General features: G+C 71.6%; 16 protein-coding genes. 10 read left to right on the forward strand and 6 right to left on the reverse strand.

Features of this window, described 5'->3' with window-relative positions; genetic code table 11:
- Positions 1 to 17 precede the first annotated feature (17 nt).
- Positions 18 to 503 carry a Rieske (2Fe-2S) protein gene (locus tag OHA17_RS30860; protein ID WP_406509242.1) on the reverse strand — a complete coding sequence of 162 codons (486 nt, stop codon included), beginning with the start codon at positions 501 to 503 and terminating at the stop codon, positions 18 to 20.
- 221 nt (positions 504 to 724) lie between these two features.
- Entirely contained in the window at positions 725 to 1060 is a 336-nt protein-coding gene (locus tag OHA17_RS30865; protein ID WP_406509243.1) for a DUF952 domain-containing protein, read from the reverse strand.
- A gap of 236 nt (positions 1061 to 1296) precedes the next feature.
- Between OHA17_RS30865 and aroH the strand changes: the two genes are divergently transcribed.
- From aroH to der, 5 genes are all read left to right on the forward strand, one after another.
- Positions 1297 to 1659 carry a chorismate mutase gene (aroH, locus tag OHA17_RS30870; RefSeq protein WP_398879725.1) on the forward strand — a complete coding sequence of 121 codons (363 nt, stop codon included), beginning with the start codon at positions 1297 to 1299 and terminating at the stop codon, positions 1657 to 1659.
- The gene (locus OHA17_RS30875) at positions 1656 to 2741 is read left to right on the forward strand and encodes a prephenate dehydrogenase (RefSeq protein ID WP_406509244.1); all 1086 of its coding nucleotides are present in this window, start codon (positions 1656 to 1658) and stop codon (positions 2739 to 2741) included. The genes aroH and OHA17_RS30875 overlap by 4 nt, the downstream gene beginning before the upstream one ends.
- Positions 2742 to 2841: 100 nt before the next feature.
- Positions 2842 to 3549 carry a (d)CMP kinase gene (cmk, locus tag OHA17_RS30880; RefSeq protein WP_406509245.1) on the forward strand — a complete coding sequence of 236 codons (708 nt, stop codon included), beginning with the start codon at positions 2842 to 2844 and terminating at the stop codon, positions 3547 to 3549.
- Entirely contained in the window at positions 3546 to 4196 is a 651-nt protein-coding gene (locus OHA17_RS30885; RefSeq protein ID WP_053723377.1) for a 1-acyl-sn-glycerol-3-phosphate acyltransferase, read from the forward strand. The genes cmk and OHA17_RS30885 overlap by 4 nt, the downstream gene beginning before the upstream one ends.
- A gap of 70 nt (positions 4197 to 4266) precedes the next feature.
- Positions 4267 to 5715: a ribosome biogenesis GTPase Der gene (der, locus tag OHA17_RS30890; RefSeq protein ID WP_406509246.1), complete on the forward strand. Its 1449-nt coding sequence runs from the start codon at positions 4267 to 4269 to the stop codon at positions 5713 to 5715.
- Between the two features lie 34 nt (positions 5716 to 5749).
- Here der and OHA17_RS30895 read toward each other — a convergent pair whose 3' ends face one another.
- Together OHA17_RS30895 and OHA17_RS30900 are read right to left on the reverse strand one after the other, a co-directional pair.
- Positions 5750 to 6142: a hypothetical protein gene (locus tag OHA17_RS30895; RefSeq protein WP_406509247.1), complete on the reverse strand. Its 393-nt coding sequence runs from the start codon at positions 6140 to 6142 to the stop codon at positions 5750 to 5752.
- A gap of 127 nt (positions 6143 to 6269) precedes the next feature.
- Positions 6270 to 7043 carry a hypothetical protein gene (locus tag OHA17_RS30900; RefSeq protein ID WP_406509248.1) on the reverse strand — a complete coding sequence of 258 codons (774 nt, stop codon included), beginning with the start codon at positions 7041 to 7043 and terminating at the stop codon, positions 6270 to 6272.
- Positions 7044 to 7547: 504 nt separating this feature from the next.
- On the opposite strand from OHA17_RS30900, the gene OHA17_RS30905 reads away from it, so the two are divergent.
- The 3 genes from OHA17_RS30905 to OHA17_RS30915 all read left to right on the forward strand — a co-directional run bounded on the left by OHA17_RS30905 (position 7548) and on the right by OHA17_RS30915 (position 10578).
- A complete protein-coding gene (locus tag OHA17_RS30905; protein WP_406509249.1) occupies positions 7548 to 8234 on the forward strand; it encodes a transglycosylase family protein in 687 nt (228 codons plus the stop codon).
- A 239-nt stretch (positions 8235 to 8473) separates the two neighbouring features.
- Positions 8474 to 9754: a glycosyltransferase family 4 protein gene (locus OHA17_RS30910; RefSeq protein ID WP_406510857.1), complete on the forward strand. Its 1281-nt coding sequence runs from the start codon at positions 8474 to 8476 to the stop codon at positions 9752 to 9754.
- Positions 9751 to 10578 carry a transferase gene (locus OHA17_RS30915; protein WP_406509250.1) on the forward strand — a complete coding sequence of 276 codons (828 nt, stop codon included), beginning with the start codon at positions 9751 to 9753 and terminating at the stop codon, positions 10576 to 10578. The genes OHA17_RS30910 and OHA17_RS30915 overlap by 4 nt, the downstream gene beginning before the upstream one ends.
- Here OHA17_RS30915 and ctaD read toward each other — a convergent pair.
- Positions 10575 to 12296, reverse strand: coding sequence for a cytochrome c oxidase subunit I (gene ctaD / locus OHA17_RS30920; RefSeq protein WP_406509251.1), 1722 nt, complete (start codon positions 12294 to 12296; stop codon positions 10575 to 10577). The two genes, OHA17_RS30915 and ctaD, sit on opposite strands and share 4 nt — an antisense overlap.
- 458 nt (positions 12297 to 12754) lie before the next feature.
- Between ctaD and OHA17_RS30925 the strand changes: the two genes are divergently transcribed.
- Positions 12755 to 12970, forward strand: a complete 216-nt coding sequence (locus tag OHA17_RS30925; protein ID WP_053723384.1) for an I78 family peptidase inhibitor — start codon at positions 12755 to 12757, stop codon at positions 12968 to 12970.
- Between the two features lie 93 nt (positions 12971 to 13063).
- Here OHA17_RS30925 and OHA17_RS30930 read toward each other — a convergent pair whose 3' ends face one another.
- Positions 13064 to 14062, reverse strand: coding sequence for a phosphatase PAP2 family protein (locus OHA17_RS30930; RefSeq protein WP_398879708.1), 999 nt, complete (start codon positions 14060 to 14062; stop codon positions 13064 to 13066).
- Between the two features lie 501 nt (positions 14063 to 14563).
- Between OHA17_RS30930 and OHA17_RS30935 the strand changes: the two genes are divergently transcribed.
- Positions 14564 to 16243 carry an MFS transporter gene (locus OHA17_RS30935; RefSeq protein ID WP_406509252.1) on the forward strand — a complete coding sequence of 560 codons (1680 nt, stop codon included), beginning with the start codon at positions 14564 to 14566 and terminating at the stop codon, positions 16241 to 16243.
- Positions 16244 to 16293: the final 50 nt, after the last annotated feature.

The following is a 16293-nucleotide window of genomic DNA, read 5'->3' on the forward strand; positions in this document are numbered from 1 at the left end:
GGCTCCATCGTCGCTGGTCAGGGCAGCAGGATCGAATCCTTTTCGACGGTGATCGGCTGTACGGGCAGCGGACGCGTGGCGGGCCCGTTGGCGACGGAGGCGTCCGCGATCCGGTACTTGCTGCCGTGGCAGGGGCAGTTGATGGTGCCCCCGGACACGCTGGAGACCGTGCAGCCCTCGTGGGTGCAGATCGCCGAGAAGCCCTTGAAGGTGCCGGCCTCCGGCTGGGTGACGACGACCTTCTGGTCCGCGAAGACCTTGCCGCCGCCGACCGGGATGTCCGAGGCTTTGGCGAGGACCTTGCCGGCCTGGGCGGGCCCGCTGGGCTGGCCGGACATGCTGGCGGGGCTCGCGGGCGGGTTCGCCTGGCCCGGAGCGGCGGAACCGGTGGCCGTCGGAGGCGGCGTCGAACTTCCGCCGCCCCCGGAGTTCGAACAGCCCGCCAGGGCCGCCGCTCCGGCCGCGGCCACGAGTACCGTCCTGCGGCTGTTGACTGCGTCCATCGTGTGCTCCTCAAGTCGTCACGCCGAACGTGAAGCCGTCACGCCGGACATCGGCAAGGTCGACGGTCCGCCCGGAAGAACGTCATGGGTTCCGTCCGGAAGTACGCGCGGCAGGAGCATCCTGGCGTCGAATGCCCCCGGGGCGAAGCACCGACGGCCCGGATGTTCCCGCGCGTTCCCACTCAACTCCCGCGCCGGGGGTGGGAACAGGCCCGCCCAGGTCACATCCGGGGCGTGAGACCCAGCGCGCGCCCCTCGGCGTCCCGGCGCACTTCGAGGACCGCCGTCACGGCCGCCCGCTCGACGGGCCCGTACACATGGGGGAACAGGACGTCCCCGGTGCCTTCCCAGCGGACCTCCGCGGCCAGCGCCGACTCGTCGATGCGCAGCACCAGGAGCGGGTCGGGCACGGCGCGGTAGTGGGCGTCGGCGATGGACAGGGCGGCCGCCTCGTCGGCCGAGCAGTGCACGAAGCCCTCGGCGGCCAGGGAGGGCGGGGCGTAGGGCAGGCCGGGTGCGGCCGACCACTCGTCCAGGGGAACCACGTGCAGGATCATCCGTCGGTTCTACCGCAGAGACGGCCCGGCCGGGTCTCCGGGGCGCGGTTCGCCCAGGTGGCGGAGCCGGACCGACGGGCCACCGCAGGACCTGATCCGGCAGCTCAACCCGGGGCGCGGACCGCCCCGCGACGGCCGTCCTGTCCCGGAGGGCGGCCGCCGCGTCCGCGATGTCGGTGGCGCTGACTACGCTGAACGGGAACGAAAGCCGAAGTCCGAAGTCCGAGGAGTACGTCGTGGCGGTACGAGCGGTCCGTGGGGCCGTCCAGCTGGAGCGGGACGAGGCCGGACACATGGACGAGCAGGTCGGCGCGCTGCTCACCGAGATCCTGGAGCGCAACGGGCTGACCCCGGACGACCTCATCAGCATCTGGTTCACGGCCACCCCCGATCTGCACAGCGACTTCCCGGCCGCCGCCGCGCGCCAGCTGGGCATCACCGACGTGCCCCTGATCTGCGCGCAGGAGCTCGACATATCCGGCGCCATGCCCCGCGTGGTGCGGATCCTCGCGCACGTCGAGACCTACCTCGACAAGGCCGAGATCGCCCACGTCTACCTCGGCTCCGCCGCCGCCCTGCGCAAGGACATCGCCCAGTGAGAACCGCCCTCGTCATCGGTACCGGCTTGATCGGCACCTCCGCCGCCCTGGCGCTCGCGAGCCGCGGGATCACCGTGCACCTCGCCGACCACGACCCGGGCCAGGCCCGCACCGCCGCCGCGCTCGGCGCCGGCACGGACGAGCCGCCCGAGGGCCGGGTCGACCTCGCCATCGTCGCCGTGCCGCCCGCGCACGTGGCCGAGACCCTGGCCGAGGCGATCCGGGGCGGGACCGCCCGCGCCTACATCGACGTGGCGAGCGTCAAGGGCGGCCCGCGCCGCGAGCTGCTCGCGCTCGGCTGCGACCTGAGCTCCTACATCGGTACGCACCCGATGTCGGGCAAGGAGCGCTCGGGCCCGCTGGCCGCGACCGCCGACCTCTTCGAGGGCCGGCCCTGGGTCCTCACGCCGACCCGCGACACCGACACCGAGGTGCTCAACCTGGCGCTCGAACTGGTCGCGCTCTGCCGCGCCGTGCCGGTCGTCATGGACGCCGACGCCCACGACCGGGCCGTCGCCCTGGTCTCGCACACCCCGCAGCTGGTCTCCTCCATGGTCGCCGCCCGCCTCGAAGAGGCCGACGAGACGGCGGTACGGCTCTGCGGCCAGGGCATTCGCGACGTCACCCGCATCGCGGCCTCCGACCCCGGGATGTGGGTCGAGATCCTCTCCGCCAACCCGGGCCCGGTCGCCGATGTCCTGTCCGGGATCGCCGCCGACCTCGACGAGACGGTGCGCGCCCTGCGCTCCCTGGAGTCCGCCGACGACGACAAGCGGCGTGTGGGAACCGCCGGCATCGAGGACGTGCTGCGGCGCGGCAACGCGGGCCGCGTCAGGGTGCCCGGCAAGCACGGGGCGGCGCCCGCCACGTACGAGATCGTCGCCGTGCTGCTCAGTGACGAGCCGGGCGGGCTCGCGCGGCTGTTCGCGGACGCGGGCCGGGCCGGGGTCAACATCGAGGACGTCCGCATCGAGCACGCCACCGGCCAGCAGGCGGGCCTGGTCCAGCTGATGGTCGAGCCGGCCGCGGCCCCCGGCCTGACCGCCGCGCTGCGCGAGCGGGGCTGGTCGATCAGGCAGTGAGGCGGTGAGACACCCGGGCGGGACGGGAGGCTCGCACGAGCCAGTAACCTTGTACGGGGCGGATTTGCGCCCCGAGCAAACCCCGCCCCGTACCAGGAAGGTGTCCGTCACCGTGGAAAGCGCCGCCCGGACCGCTCCGGCAGCAGTGATTGTCGCCATCGACGGCCCCTCCGGCACCGGCAAGTCCAGCACCTCCAAGGCGGTCGCCGCCAAGCTGGGGCTGAGCTACCTGGACACCGGAGCCCAGTACCGGGCGATCACCTGGTGGATGATCAGCAACGGGATCGACATCGACGACCCGGCGGAGATCGCCGTCGCGGCCGCCAAGCCCGTGATCGTCTCCGGCACCGACCCGTCGGCGCCGACCATCACGGTCGACGGCGAGGACGCCTCCGGGCCGATCCGCACCCAGGACGTCACCTCCAAGGTGAGCGCGGTCAGCGCCGTCCCCGAGGTGCGGGCCCTGATCACCCAGCTCCAGCGCGACATCGCGGCGGCCGCCGGGCAGGGCATCGTGGTCGAGGGCCGCGACATCGGCACCACCGTGCTGCCCGACGCCGACCTGAAGGTGTTCCTCACCGCGTCCCCCGAGGCGCGTGCGGCCCGCCGCAGCGGCGAGATCAAGGGCTCCGACGTGGCGGCCACCCGGGAAGCCCTGATCAAGCGGGACGCGGCCGACTCCGGCCGCAAGACCTCCCCGCTGGCCAAGGCCGACGACGCGGTCGAGGTGGACACCACCGAGCTCACCCTGGACCAGGTCATCGAGTGCGTGGTCACCCTCATCGAGGAGAAGCGGGCCGCCAAGTGACAGCAGTTCCTGTCTCCGAGCGGGGCGCGGAGATCGGGCGCCGCATCGGTGTCGGCCTGATGTACGGGCTGTGGAAGCCGCGCGTGCTGGGATCCTGGCGGGTCCCGGCGGCCGGGCCGGTGATCCTCGCCGTGAACCACTCGCACAACATCGACGGCCCCATGGTCATGGGCACCGCCCCGCGCGGCACCCATTTCCTGATCAAGAAGGAAGCCTTCGTCGGGCCGCTCGGCCGGTTCCTCGAAGGCATCGGCCAGCTCAAGGTGGACCGGGCGGTCGCCGACCGCGCCGCGATCACCGACGCGCTGGCCGTGCTCGACCGGGGCGGCGTCCTCGGGATCTTCCCCGAGGGCACCCGGGGCGACGGCGACTTCGCCTCGCTGCGGGCCGGCCTCGCCTACTTCGCCGTACGGTCGGGGGCGCCCATCGTCCCGGTCGCGGTGTTGGGAAGCACCGAAGCCCGGGGACGGTTGATAAAGGGGCTGCCGCCGCTGCGCAGCCGGGTCGACGTCGTCTTCGGCGACCCGTTCGAAGCGGGCGACGGCAGCGGACGCCGCACTCGCAAAGCCCTGGACGAGGCCACCGTCCGCATCCAGGACCGGCTGACCGGCCACCTGGAGAACGCCAGGCGCCTGACCGGGCGCTAGGCCAGACTTTCAGTAGTGGACCGCCCGATCGCGGTCCACCGATCACCACGATGAACGAGGTACGGACTTCATGAACGACCAGCACGAACACGGAGCACTCGGCGACGCCGAGTTCGCGGAGTTCATGGAGCTCGCCGCCGAAGAGGGCTTCGACATCGACGAGGTCGAGGACGCGCTCGGCGAGGCCGGCCACGGCCCGCTCCCGGCCCTCGCCGTCGTCGGCCGCCCGAACGTCGGCAAGTCGACCCTGGTGAACCGCATCATCGGCCGCCGCGAGGCCGTCGTCCAGGACAAGCCCGGCGTCACCCGTGACCGCGTCACCTACGAGGCCGAATGGGCCGGCCGGCGCTTCAAGGTCGTCGACACCGGCGGCTGGGAGCAGGACGTCCTCGGCCTCGACGCCTCCGTCGCCGCCCAGGCCGAGTACGCCATCGAGGCCGCCGACGCCGTCGTCTTCGTCGTCGACGCCACCGTGGGCGCCACCGACACCGACGAGGCCGTCGTCAGGCTCCTTCGCCGGGCCGGCAAGCCCGTCGTCCTCGCCGCCAACAAGGTCGACGGCATGTCCGGCGAGTCCGACGCCGCGGCCCTGTGGTCGCTCGGCCTCGGCGAGCCCTACCCGATCTCCGCGCTGCACGGCCGCGGCACCGGTGACCTGCTCGACGAGATCCTCAAGGCGCTGCCCGAGGCCCCGCCGCAGCGCTTCGGCACCGCGGTGGGCGGCCCGCGCCGCATCGCCCTCATCGGCCGCCCGAACGTCGGCAAGTCCTCGCTCCTGAACCAGGTGGCGAAGGAGGACCGGGTCGTCGTCAACGAGCAGTCCGGCACCACCCGCGACCCCGTCGACGAGCTCATCGAACTCGGCGGAATCACCTGGAAGTTCGTCGACACGGCCGGCATCCGCCGCCGCGTCCACCTCCAGGAGGGCGCCGACTACTACGCCTCGCTGCGTACCGCCGCCGCCGTCGAGAAGGCGGAGGTCGCGGTCGTCCTCATCGACACCAGCGAGTCGATCTCCGTGCAGGACCAGCGCATCATCACGATGGCCGTCGACGCCGGGCGCGCGCTGGTCATCGCGTACAACAAGTGGGACACCCTCGACGAGGAGCGGCGCTACTACCTGGAGCGCGAGATCGAGACCGAGATGCAGCAGGTCGCCTGGGCGCCCCGGGTCAACGTCTCCGCGCTGACCGGCCGCCACATGGAGAAGCTGGTCCCGGCGATCGAGACGGCCCTGGCGGGCTGGGAGACCCGGATCCCGACCGGCCGTCTCAACGCCTTCCTCGGCGAGCTCGTCGCCGGCCACCCGCACCCGATCCGCGGCGGAAAGCAGCCGCGCATCCTGTTCGGTACGCAGGCGGGGACCAAGCCCCCCCGGTTCGTGCTCTTCGCCTCCGGCTTCATCGAGGCCGGCTACCGGCGCTTCATCGAGCGCCGGCTGCGCGAGGAGTTCGGCTTCGAGGGCACCCCGATCCACATCTCGGTGCGGGTGCGCGAGAAGCGCGGCCGTAAGAAGTAACTCCCTTGCGGGAGAGGGCCCTTCGCGAGGGGGGCTAGAGGCCCCGGCGGGGGCCGGGCGGCAGTGCTGCCGGGAGCTGGTGCCCGGCGTACTGCCGCCCGTGCGCGTTCATGGCGGGGTGCAGATGCCAGTTCCCGGCGTACGTGACCGGGAAGTGCTGGGTCTGGTGGCCGGACTGCTGGCCGACACGGTTGCCGTGCGTCGCGGTGAACCCGCCCCCGAGCGCTCCGAACGCGATGAACCCGAGATCCTCCTCGCCGGACCGGTCACCGGGGAGGGTGCGGAAGGACCGGAGGAACTCCGAGTACAGCGCGTCGTAGATCGGCGTGAGGGACGTGGGGGAGTGGGTTCCCGATGCGTCGCCCGACGGGCGCATGGCAGGGATCTGGGCCTGGTACGGCTGGCGGGACGCGTCGTATGTGTGCACGTATGTGCCAACGACCCCGTAAGGCCGGGGATGCGGGGTGTTTCGGCTTATCGGTAGCACGTGGCTCGATGCCCTACGCCCCTTTTGCGCCCACCCCGTACCGGCCGGGGTGGGCGCGCGGGAAGTCTCAGGTGCCGGCCAGCGGCATGGCGGCGGCGACCAGGCGGCCGTCGGCGGCAGCCTTCTCCAGGGCGTCCCTGAGCAGATCCTCGCGCGGCTGCTGGCCGATCATGCCGACCGGGGCCGCGAAGACCAGGACGCGCTGGGACTTGTTGGCCGCCGCGCGCCAGCCGTCCGTCACCTGGAGCGGCTGGTGTGCCTGCCACCAGGAGACCGAGCTGCTGCCGCCGCCGGTGCCGGGCTGCAGGACCGCGTGCAGCTGGCCCATCGCGAGCAGCACGGACCAGCCCGGAAGCACCGAGGGCAGCCGCCCCATGTCGGTCACCGGCACGAAGCCCTGCTCGATGAGGAGCGGGAGGAATTCGTCGGTGCTGCCGCCGGAGCCGGGCCGGGCGATCGGTCCCGTCGGCTCGACGACGAGCGCGGGGTGCAGCTCGCCCTCGATCAGCACCAGACCGCTGGTGATGCCGAGCACCGCCTGCTCGGGTGCCCTGCCGCCCGGCTCCGCGCCCGTGATGGAGCGGACGGCGCCCTGGAGCTGCTCCTCGGCGACCTGGACGACCTGGGAGGGGATGCAGCTGGCATGGGCGAAGGCGAGGACGGCGGTCTCCTCGCCGACGAACAGGACGGTGCTGGTGCGCTCCTGCTCGGAGTCGCCCGGCGTGCGGCAGGAGGTGCAGTCGTAGCTGCCCGGGGCGTTCTCGCCGGCGAGCAGCCGCTCGGCTTCTTCGTCGCCGATCTCGGCGCGGACGTCCTCACTGACGTCGAGCATGCGCGGCACGGGTGGCTCCTAGGAACTGAGTGGATGCGCCGGGCGGTTCCCGGCTTCTCTCGTACAAACGACAACGGACGATCTGTGGCCGGGGTCACGCGCGAAGGCGAACGGAATCGAACCGTCCCCAGCGGAGGGTGAATTCACCCGCGGAACCCCTCACTCCCCGTCAACACCTGTGGGCCGCATGGAAGTTGGGTCGGTGAGCTGAGTCACAGATCACTTCGGAGACAGGTCGACAAAAGGCGATATCCGCGCATCAAGTGGGTGTCCGGAAATCGCCGATACTCCCGGTAACGGGCAACTGGCCTCGAATGACGGGGCATCGGTTGATGCCGGAGCGTGCGGGTCCCTAGATTCCAGCGCCGTGTGCATCGAGCACCGCCCGGGAACGCCCGCCGGCCGCACAGCCAGCTACGACCTTCCGGTGGGCGGGGGCGGCACGGAACGAGGCGCCGGACGCGCCGAAGGCCGCGCAGCCAGGGGGACCCCGGGTCCTTCGAGAGGGATTTCATGTCTGTTGGTACCAGTGGTTCCAGCTCCATACGCAGGCGTGGGACGGCAGTGCTGATCGGAGCCGCAGTCGCGGCACCGCTCGCCCTGCTCGGCGTCGCCGGTCCGGCCTCGGCGGCGGACAGCGGTGTGTGGGACCGCATCGCCCAGTGCGAAAGCGGTGGAAACTGGCACATCAACACCGGCAACGGCTACTACGGCGGGCTCCAGTTCGCCGCCGGGACCTGGCGGGCGCACGGCGGCGGGGCGTACGCGTCCACCGCCGACAAGGCCACCAGGGCCCAGCAGATCGCCGTCGCCACCAAGGTCCAGCGCTCGCAGGGCTGGGGCGCCTGGCCGGCCTGCTCGCGCCAGGCGGGGGCGTACGGCAGCGCCCCGGCGGCGGGCGAGCCCGCCCGGCAGAAGCCCGCCCAGAAGCCCGCCCAGAAGAAGGCCGGGAGCGGCTCGCAGCAGGCCGCCCCGAAGCCGCACAAGGCGCCCGCGCCACAGCCGCGCACCGCCCCGCTCCGCACCGAGAGCGCGCCCGCCACCCCGGCAGGCGGCTCCTACACCGTCAGGAGCGGCGACACCCTGTCCGCCATCGCGGCGGCCCACGGCACCGGGTGGGAGGCGCTGTACGCGGCCAACAAGGCCGTCATCGGGGGTGACCCGGATCTCATCCTCCCCGGGCAGCAGCTGAAGATCTGAGGCCCAGGGCCCCGTCCGGCCGTCCGGACGGGGCTCGCCGCTGCCCGGGAACCGCCCACGCCGCGCTGCCCGCCCGCGTCCCCGGGTGGACCTGGGGTGATCCGCCCGGGGAATACAGGTGACGGGCAACCCAAGTACAGTCCGTTCCTGACCGGAGGGTGTCGGTCCCGACCGAACCGGCCGGCCGAATGATCAAGCGCATGATCGACCGATCGAACGACCAAGGGGACGCGTGGCGCATGCACATCTCATTCCTGCTGCACAACGCGTACAGCCTGGGCGGCACCATCCGGTCGACCTTCAACCTCGCCGGTGAGCTCGCCCGGCGGCACGACGTCGAGATCGTCTCCGTCTTCCGCCACCACGACGAGCCCACCCTCGCCGCGCCCGAAGGCGTCCGGCTGCGGCACCTCGTCGATCTGCGCAAGAGCGGCCCCGGGTACGAGGGCGACCACCCCCAGCACCTCCGGCCGGCCAAGGTCTTCCCGCGCGGCGACGGCCGCCACAGCCAGTACAGCCGGCTCACCGACGCCCGGATCGGCGCCCACCTGCGGGAGACCGGGGCGGACGTCGTCATCGGCACCCGGCCCGGGCTCAATGTGCACATCGCCCGCGAGACCCGGCCCGGCGTGGTCCGCATCGGCCAGGAACACCTGACGCTCGCGGGACACAGCTATCGCCTTCGCAGCGAGATGGCCCACTGCTATCCGCTGCTCGACGCGATCACCACCGTCACCGAGGCCGACGCGGCGGCCTACCGGGCCCTGCGACTGCCCGGCGTCCGCATCGACGCGGTGCCCAACGGCGTACCCACGCCCCGTGTCGAACCCGCCACCGGCGACGGCCGGCTGGTCGTGGCAGCGGGCCGGCTCACCCCGGTCAAGCGGTACGACCTGTTGGTGAAGGCGTTCGCGCAGGTCGTCGCCGTACGGCCGGACTGGAAGCTGCGGATCTACGGCTCCGGCGACGCCTTCGGCAACGAACGCGAGGCTCTGCGCAACCTCATCGACGATCTTGGCCTCTACAACCATGTGTTCCTCATGGGCCTGGCCGGCGATCTCGACAGCGAGTGGATCAAGGGCTCCCTCGCGGCCGTCACCTCAAGCCACGAGTCCTTCGGCATGACCATCGTCGAGGCGATGCGCTGTGGACTCCCCGTCGTCTCCACGGACTGTCCACAGGGGCCACGCGAAATCATCAACGACGGGGTGGACGGCCGGCTCGTCGAAACCGGCAACGCCGACGCGGTGGCCGCGGCCCTGCTCGAACTGATCCAGGACGACGGGCTGCGCCACCGCATGGCCAAGGCGGCCCTGGAGAGCTCCGAGCGCTTCGACCCGGCCCGGATCGCCGAACGCCACGAGGCGATCTTCGGCGAGCTGCACGCCCAGGGCGGCGGCAGCCGCTCCGCCGGGGTGGTGCGCGACTCGCTGCACCGGGCCCGCAGCACCGCCCTCGACGGGGCCTACGCCCTGCGCCACAAGGCCGCCTCCGTGCTCCGGAAAGGGCAGACCGCATGACCACCACCGCCGAGTCCCCGGACACGGGCAGCGCCTCCGCGGCCCCGCGCGCCGACTGCATAGCCGACTCCGCGGGCGGGGTGACCTTCGACGTCACGGGCGCCGGACGGCCGGGTGCCGCCCTCGTCCTGCGCCGCCGCGGCACGAACCCCGGCGCGGATGTGCTGCTGCCGCTCACCCCGGCCGCCGAGGGCCTGCTCAGGGCGGTGCTGCCCAGCACGGTCGACCTCGTCGAGGGCGTGTGGGACGCGTACCTGCGCTTCGGCGAGGGCGCCGAGCAGCGCCTTGAGCCGGGCACCCGGGACCTGCGCGCGCTCGTCGACAGGGAGCCCGGCCCGGACGCCGACCGGTTCGCGGTGCGCATCCCCTACCCGGGCCGCTCCGGCGAGCTCGTCGTCCGCAGCTGGCTGCGCAGACCGCACGCCGAGACCGGCACGATGGGCTTCGGCGCGGGCGGCGTCACGGTGCACGGGCGACTGTACGGAGTGGAGCTCGGCCCGGACGCGATCGTCGAGGCGCGGCTGCGGGGCGGGGGCGGCCGCGTCCACCGGGTGCCCGCGACCGCCGACGGCGACGGCTTCGCCTTCACGCTGCCGTACGCCCCGCTCGCGGAGGGCCTGGACGCCAAGGAATGGCTCTGGGACCTGTGGCTGCTCACCGGCAATGGCGGCCCGGCCGTCCGCCTCGCCCGCATCCTGGACGACGTCCCGCTGAAGCAGGTGATCTTCGTGTACCCGGGGTCGACGGTCGGCCCCGGAGTGGTGCGCCCGTACTACACGGGCGCCAACGACCTGAGCGTGCGCGTCGACGCGGTGCGGGCCTAGGCCCCGGGCTCCGCAGCACCGGGCTCCTGCGTGGACGGCACAGCCACCGGCTGCTCACCGGGCGGCAGGTCGTCGCGGAACGGGGCGAACTCCGGGTGGTGCAGGTCGAAGGCCGGGGACTCGGTACGGATGCGCGGGATGGTCACGAAGTTGTGCCGGGGCGGCGGGCAGGAGGTGGCCCACTCCAGCGAGCGGCCGAACCCCCAGGGGTCGTCGACCTCCACCTTCTTGCCGTACCGTGCCGTCTTCCACACGTTGTAGAAGAACGGCAGCGTGGACAGGCCGAGCAGGAACGCGCCGATCGACGAGATCGTGTTGAGCGCCGTGAAGCCGTCCGCCGCCAGGTAGTCCGCGTACCGCCGGGGCATTCCTTCCGCGCCCAGCCAGTGCTGGACCAGGAACGTGATGTGGAAGCCGATGAACAGCGTCCAGAAGTGGATCTTGCCGAGCCGCTCGTCGAGCATCTTGCCGGTGAGTTTCGGCCACCAGAAGTAGAAGCCGCCGAAGGTCGCGAAGACCACCGTGCCGAACACCACGTAGTGGAAGTGGGCCACCACGAAGTACGAGTCGGTGACGTGGAAGTCCAGCGGGGGCGAGGCGAGGATGACGCCCGTGAGGCCGCCGAACAGGAAGCTCACCAGGAAGCCGACCGCCCACAGCATGGGTGTCTCGAAGCTCAGCGAGCCCTTGAGCATGGTGCCGGTCCAGTTGAAGAACTTCACTCCGGTGGGCACCGCGATCAGGAAGGACATGAACGAGAAGAACGGCAGCAACACCGCTCCGGTCGCGAACATGTGGTGGGCCCACACCACGATGGACAGGCCGGTGATGGCCGCCGTCGCCCCGATCAGGGTCATGTAGCCGAAGATCGGCTTGCGCGAGAAGACCGGGATGATCTCCGTGATGATGCCGAAGAACGGCAGCGCGATGATGTAGACCTCGGGATGGCCGAAGAACCAGAAGAGGTGCTGCCACAGCAGCGCCCCTCCGTTCTGCGCCTCGAAGACCACCGAGCCGAACCTGCGGTCCGCCTCCAGGACGAGCAGCGCCGCCGCGAGCACCGGGAACGCGATGAGCACCAGGATCGAGGTGAACAGGACGTTCCAGGTGAAGACCGGCATCCGGAACATCGTCATGCCGGGCGCGCGCATCCCGATGATGGTGGTCACGAAGTTGACCGCGCCGAGGATGGTGCCGAAGCCGGCGAGCGCGAGGCCCATGATCCAGAGGTCGGCGCCCGCGCCGGGGGAGCGGGTCAGCGAGTTGAGCGGTGCGTAGGCGAACCAGCCGAAGCTCGCGGGCCCGGTGGGCAGCAGCACCGAGCCGAGCACGATCAGGCCGCCGAAGAGGAACAGCCAGTACGCGAACATGTTCAGCCGCGGGAAGGCCACGTCGGGGGAGCCGATCTGCAGCGGCATGATCGCGTTGGCGAACCCGGCGAAGGTCGGCGTCGCGAAGAGCAGCAGCATGATCGTGCCGTGCATCGTGAAGAGCTGGTTGTACTCCTCGTTGGTCATGATCTGCAGCCCCGGGCGGGCCAGTTCGGCCCGCATCAGGAGGGCCATCACGCCGGCGATGAGGAAGAAGACGAACGACGTGATCAGGTAGAGGTGCCCGATCTTCTTGTGGTCGGTGGTGGTCAGCCAGTCCACGATCACCGCGCCCGGCCGTCCGACCCTGGCGGGCTTCGCCGCCGGGGTCACCGTCTCCGTACCCATTGCACCCCCAGAGGTGTCTGGCGTCAGGCCAGGGGCCATGATGCTCGCGCTCGGGCCCGCCGCAACAGGGGGCGTACGCCATCCGGCCGAGCTTCGCCGGGCCCCGGTCACGGGGTTGCGGGTAGGGATTGTGTAAGGGTGCGGTGAATTACCTATGCGTCGTCAATTTCCTGTGGCGGGCTGCCGAGTGAGAATTACCCAAGTGTCCGGCGTAAGAATTCTGTCAATTCCAGTAATGCGTTCGACTGGCCGGAAGTGTGGCATGCGATAACCGGGCAAGGGGTCAGGAACTGCCCGTACGAGTGACAGAGTTCGAAGCCGACCGGGGCCCCGATCCTGTGACAGAAGTGTGACTGGTGGGGTACCGGGGGCGGACAACCAGCGGGTTCCCGGCGGTCCCGCGGGGCCCGGCGGGCCCCCACTTCCGTCGTCGGGGCGGCACGCCTACGGTGGGTGGCATGGCACCGATACCGTCCCACCCCGCACATCCCGACGACGCCCCCGAGTCCTATGTCGGCCTCGACGCCGAGGGCGCCGAGCGGCTCGCCAGGTCGCGCGGCTGGTCCACCGTCAGGTCGCTCCCGCCGGGCTCGATCATCACCATGGAGTATCTGGCGGGGCGGCTGAACTTCGAGGTCGAGAACGGCACCGTGACCCGCTGCTGGCACGGCTGAGCCCGCCCCCGAGCGCGCGTACGACGAAGGCCCCCGGTGAACACCGGGGGCCTTCGTGCTGTGTGCGTACCGTGCGGGTCGTCCGCGGGGCCGTCAGCCGCCCAGGGGGCGGGCCGGGGCGGTGCGTGGCGTCCGCTCGGTGTGCGGGGGGCGCCGGGTGCCCGCGGGGACGACCGGGGGCCGCTCCGAACGGGCCGGCTGGTAGGGCCTGGCCGGGAGCGGCCGGCCGGGACCGCGCCCGCCGGCGACGCCGACCGGCTCGCGCACGGGGGCGTCGTCCTCGTCGTGCCCGCGCTGGGGCGGCATCGCGGGCACCGCCGGGGCGGGCACCGGGGCCGGGACGCTCGCGCGGGACCGCCTGCGCTCGCGCACCTTCTCGCGCACGGCGAAGACGAAGGCCTCCGCGCGGGCGATCAGCGGCTCGAACCAGGGCAGGGCGAGCAGGATGAGCAGCCCGGCCGCCCAGCCCAGGAGCACGTCGCTCACCCAGTGCGTGCCGAGGTAGACGGTGGTCGCGCCGACCCCCAGGGCCACCATGGCCGAAATGACCGAGAGCCAGCGCCGGGCGCGCGGCGTGGTGGCGAGGTAGGCGAGGATGCCCCAGGTCACGACCGCGTTGGCGGTGTGCCCCGAGGGAAATATGTCGCCGCCGGCGAAGAGCTCGGCGGACCCTATCTGCGTCGCGTAGTGCGGGCCGAGCCGGCCGAGGCCGAGCTTGACCGAACCGACCGTCATGTTGAGCAGCAGAAGGGCCGCCCCGAGGGTCAGGAGCGGCCGGAGTGTGTGCTGGCGCCAGGAGCGCCAGCCGAGCCAGGCCATCACCATCACCGCGGTGGGTCCGCGCTGGCCGAGGACCACGAAGTAGTCCAGGAAGGCGTGCAGCTGCGGCCACTGCTCGTACGGCCGGTACAGCATGACCTTCCAGTCCAGCTCGACGAGCCAGGAGGAGCCCAGCACGGCGACGACGATGGCGAGGTAGAACGCCATCGTCGCGCCGAAGAGGACCACGCGGTGACGGCTCATCCGCGGGATCTCTATCTTCGGTGGCTCGGGCTCCCGGTCCAGGCGGGCGAAGATTCGGTCAGTACGCACTCAATCGACGTTACAGCGAGTGAGTGAGCGCCCAGGCCGATCCGGGGTCTTTGTGATGACGATGTGATGTGGAGTATGTCTCACGCCCACCTTTATTCCCGGGCGCCGTGAAATACCTCGGGGCCTTGTCCTCTATTCATTCGACTCGGGGCCGGAAGGCTTGTTTGTATCCATCGGAATTACGTTTGCCGGGTGGGGGAGCGGAATTCACGCTTCGGTCACCGGTCCGGCACGGAGCGTAAAGATCACCCCATGGGTGGACCCCGCGTGGCGCACGCCACACCTCGGCGTCGTTCGCCGTGAGAGGTGGACCACGCGCCACATGGGTGAACTCGCGTAGTCTGACGAATCACTCGCCCGTCGATGCCGGGCCTCGGGGATCCCGATCAGGGCTGGTCACTGGTCCGCCGGGCCCACCGACCGCGAGAGTGGTGGTGGCACGGTCCGTCGCGACCGCACCGTCCCGGACCCGGAGGGTCCGCAGTACTGGGAGGTACGTACATGACAGGGACGACCATGACCGGTGCGCGACCCGGTGTCCGCGCCGGCGGCGCCAACCGCTGGGTCATCCTCGTCGTCCTCTGTGTGAGCCTGCTGTTCGTGGCGCTCGACGCCACCGTCCTGCACGTCGCGATCCCCTCGGTCACCGAGGACCTGCGGCCCGGCTCCGTGGAACTCCTCTGGATCGTCGACGCCTACCCCCTGGTCTGCGCCGCCCTCCTCATCCTCTTCGGCACCCTGGGCGACCGGGTCGGCCGGCGCCGGGTCCTGCTGCTCGGCTACGCGATCTTCGGCGCGGCCTCCGCGGTGGCGGCCCTCGCCGAATCGGCGCCCGTACTGATCGCGGCCCGCGCGCTGCTCGGCATCGGCGGCGCGATGATCATGCCCGCCACGCTCTCCATCCTGCGCGTCGTCTTCCCCGACCGCCGCGAGCGGGCCACCGCCATCGGCATCTGGACGGCGGTCGCCGCGATCGGCGCCGCCGTCGGGCCGGTCCTCGGCGGCTTCCTCGTCCAGCACTTCTGGTGGGGCTCGGTCTTCCTCATCAACATCCCGCTGATGGCGCTGATCCTGCCGCTCGGCCGCTGGATCCTGCCCGAGTCCAAGGGCAGCTCCGACGGACCCTGGGACGTGCTGGGCGCGCTGATGGCGGCCGGCGGCATACTCGCCGTGGTCTTCGGCGTGAAGCGGCTCGGCGCCGGACACGGCATATTCGACGGCCGCACCCTGGCCACCCTCTGCCTGGGCACCGCCCTGCTCATCCTCTTCGTCCGCAGGCAGCGCCGCCGCGCGCACCCGCTCATCGACATCCGGATGTTCTCCAGGCCCGCCTTCGCCACCTCGGTCGGCTGCATCATCGTCGCCATGCTGGCCCTGGTCGGCCTGGAGCTCATAGCCGTCCAGTACCTCCAGCTCGTCCTCGGGCTCTCCCCGCTCCAGACCGGTCTGCGCATGCTGCCGCTCACCTTCGCCGCGATGGCGGCGGGCGCGACCGGCTCGTACACACTGCGCAGGCTCGGCCCGCGCCGGATGGTCTGTACGGGCTTCGCGCTGACCGCGGGCGCCGTGCTGCTGCTCGTCCTGATGGGCCAGACCGACTGGCCGTCGCTGATGATCGTCTCGTTCGTCATGCTCGGCTTCGGGCTCCAGACCACGCTCTTCGCGGCGTACGAATCGATGCTCAGCGAAGCCCCGCCCGAGCGGGCCGGCGGCGCGGCCGCCATCGGCGAGACCTCCTACCAGCTCGGCGCCGGCATGGGCATCGCGCTGCTTGGCAGCGTCATGAACGCCGCCTACGCACCGGGCCTCGCATCCGTCGGCGGGGTCCCCGCCAAGGCGTCGGCCGCCGCGTCCAATTCGCTCGGCGAGGCCTACGAGGTCGCCGGCCGCCTCGGCGGCCCGGCCGGCGAGGCGCTGCGCACCGCGGCCCGCACCTCCTTCGTGCACGGTCTGCACGTCACCCTCTTCGTCAGCGCCGCGCTGCTGCTCCTCGGCGCGGTGGCCGGGCTGCGGCTGCCGCGGATCATGGACTGCTCGGTGGCCGGGCAGGAGCGGGAACCCGAGCCGGAGGTCCCGTTGGGACCCGAGCCGCGCCACGCACAGCAGCTGAGCGTGAAGCTGCCGTCCCCGGCGCGGCCCGGCGATGTGGCGACCGTGGAGTCTGGACGCACGGGACACTGACCCGTAACGTCAGCGCTCAGGTAATAACTATCACTGCTAGTTTTAGTTGA

Source organism: Streptomyces sp. NBC_00212 (assembly GCF_045206365.1).
Classification (GTDB): Bacteria; Actinomycetota; Actinomycetes; order Streptomycetales; family Streptomycetaceae; genus Streptomyces.

Excerpts from the sequence above, each read along its gene's own strand:
- OHA17_RS30865 (WP_406509243.1), bottom strand. The coding sequence starts at position 1,060 with ATGATCCTGCACGTGGTTCCCCTGGACGAGTGGTCGGCCGCACCCGGC.
- OHA17_RS30910 (WP_406510857.1), top strand. The coding sequence starts at position 8,474 with ATGCACATCTCATTCCTGCTGCACAACGCGTACAGCCTGGGCGGCACC.
- OHA17_RS30860 (WP_406509242.1), bottom strand. The coding sequence starts at position 503 with ATGGACGCAGTCAACAGCCGCAGGACGGTACTCGTGGCCGCGGCCGGA.
- OHA17_RS30925 (WP_053723384.1), top strand. The coding sequence starts at position 12,755 with ATGGCACCGATACCGTCCCACCCCGCACATCCCGACGACGCCCCCGAG.
- OHA17_RS30935 (WP_406509252.1), top strand. The coding sequence starts at position 14,564 with ATGACAGGGACGACCATGACCGGTGCGCGACCCGGTGTCCGCGCCGGC.
- ctaD (WP_406509251.1), bottom strand. The coding sequence starts at position 12,296 with ATGGGTACGGAGACGGTGACCCCGGCGGCGAAGCCCGCCAGGGTCGGA.
- OHA17_RS30905 (WP_406509249.1), top strand. The coding sequence starts at position 7,548 with ATGTCTGTTGGTACCAGTGGTTCCAGCTCCATACGCAGGCGTGGGACG.
- OHA17_RS30915 (WP_406509250.1), top strand. The coding sequence starts at position 9,751 with ATGACCACCACCGCCGAGTCCCCGGACACGGGCAGCGCCTCCGCGGCC.
- der (WP_406509246.1), top strand. The coding sequence starts at position 4,267 with ATGAACGACCAGCACGAACACGGAGCACTCGGCGACGCCGAGTTCGCG.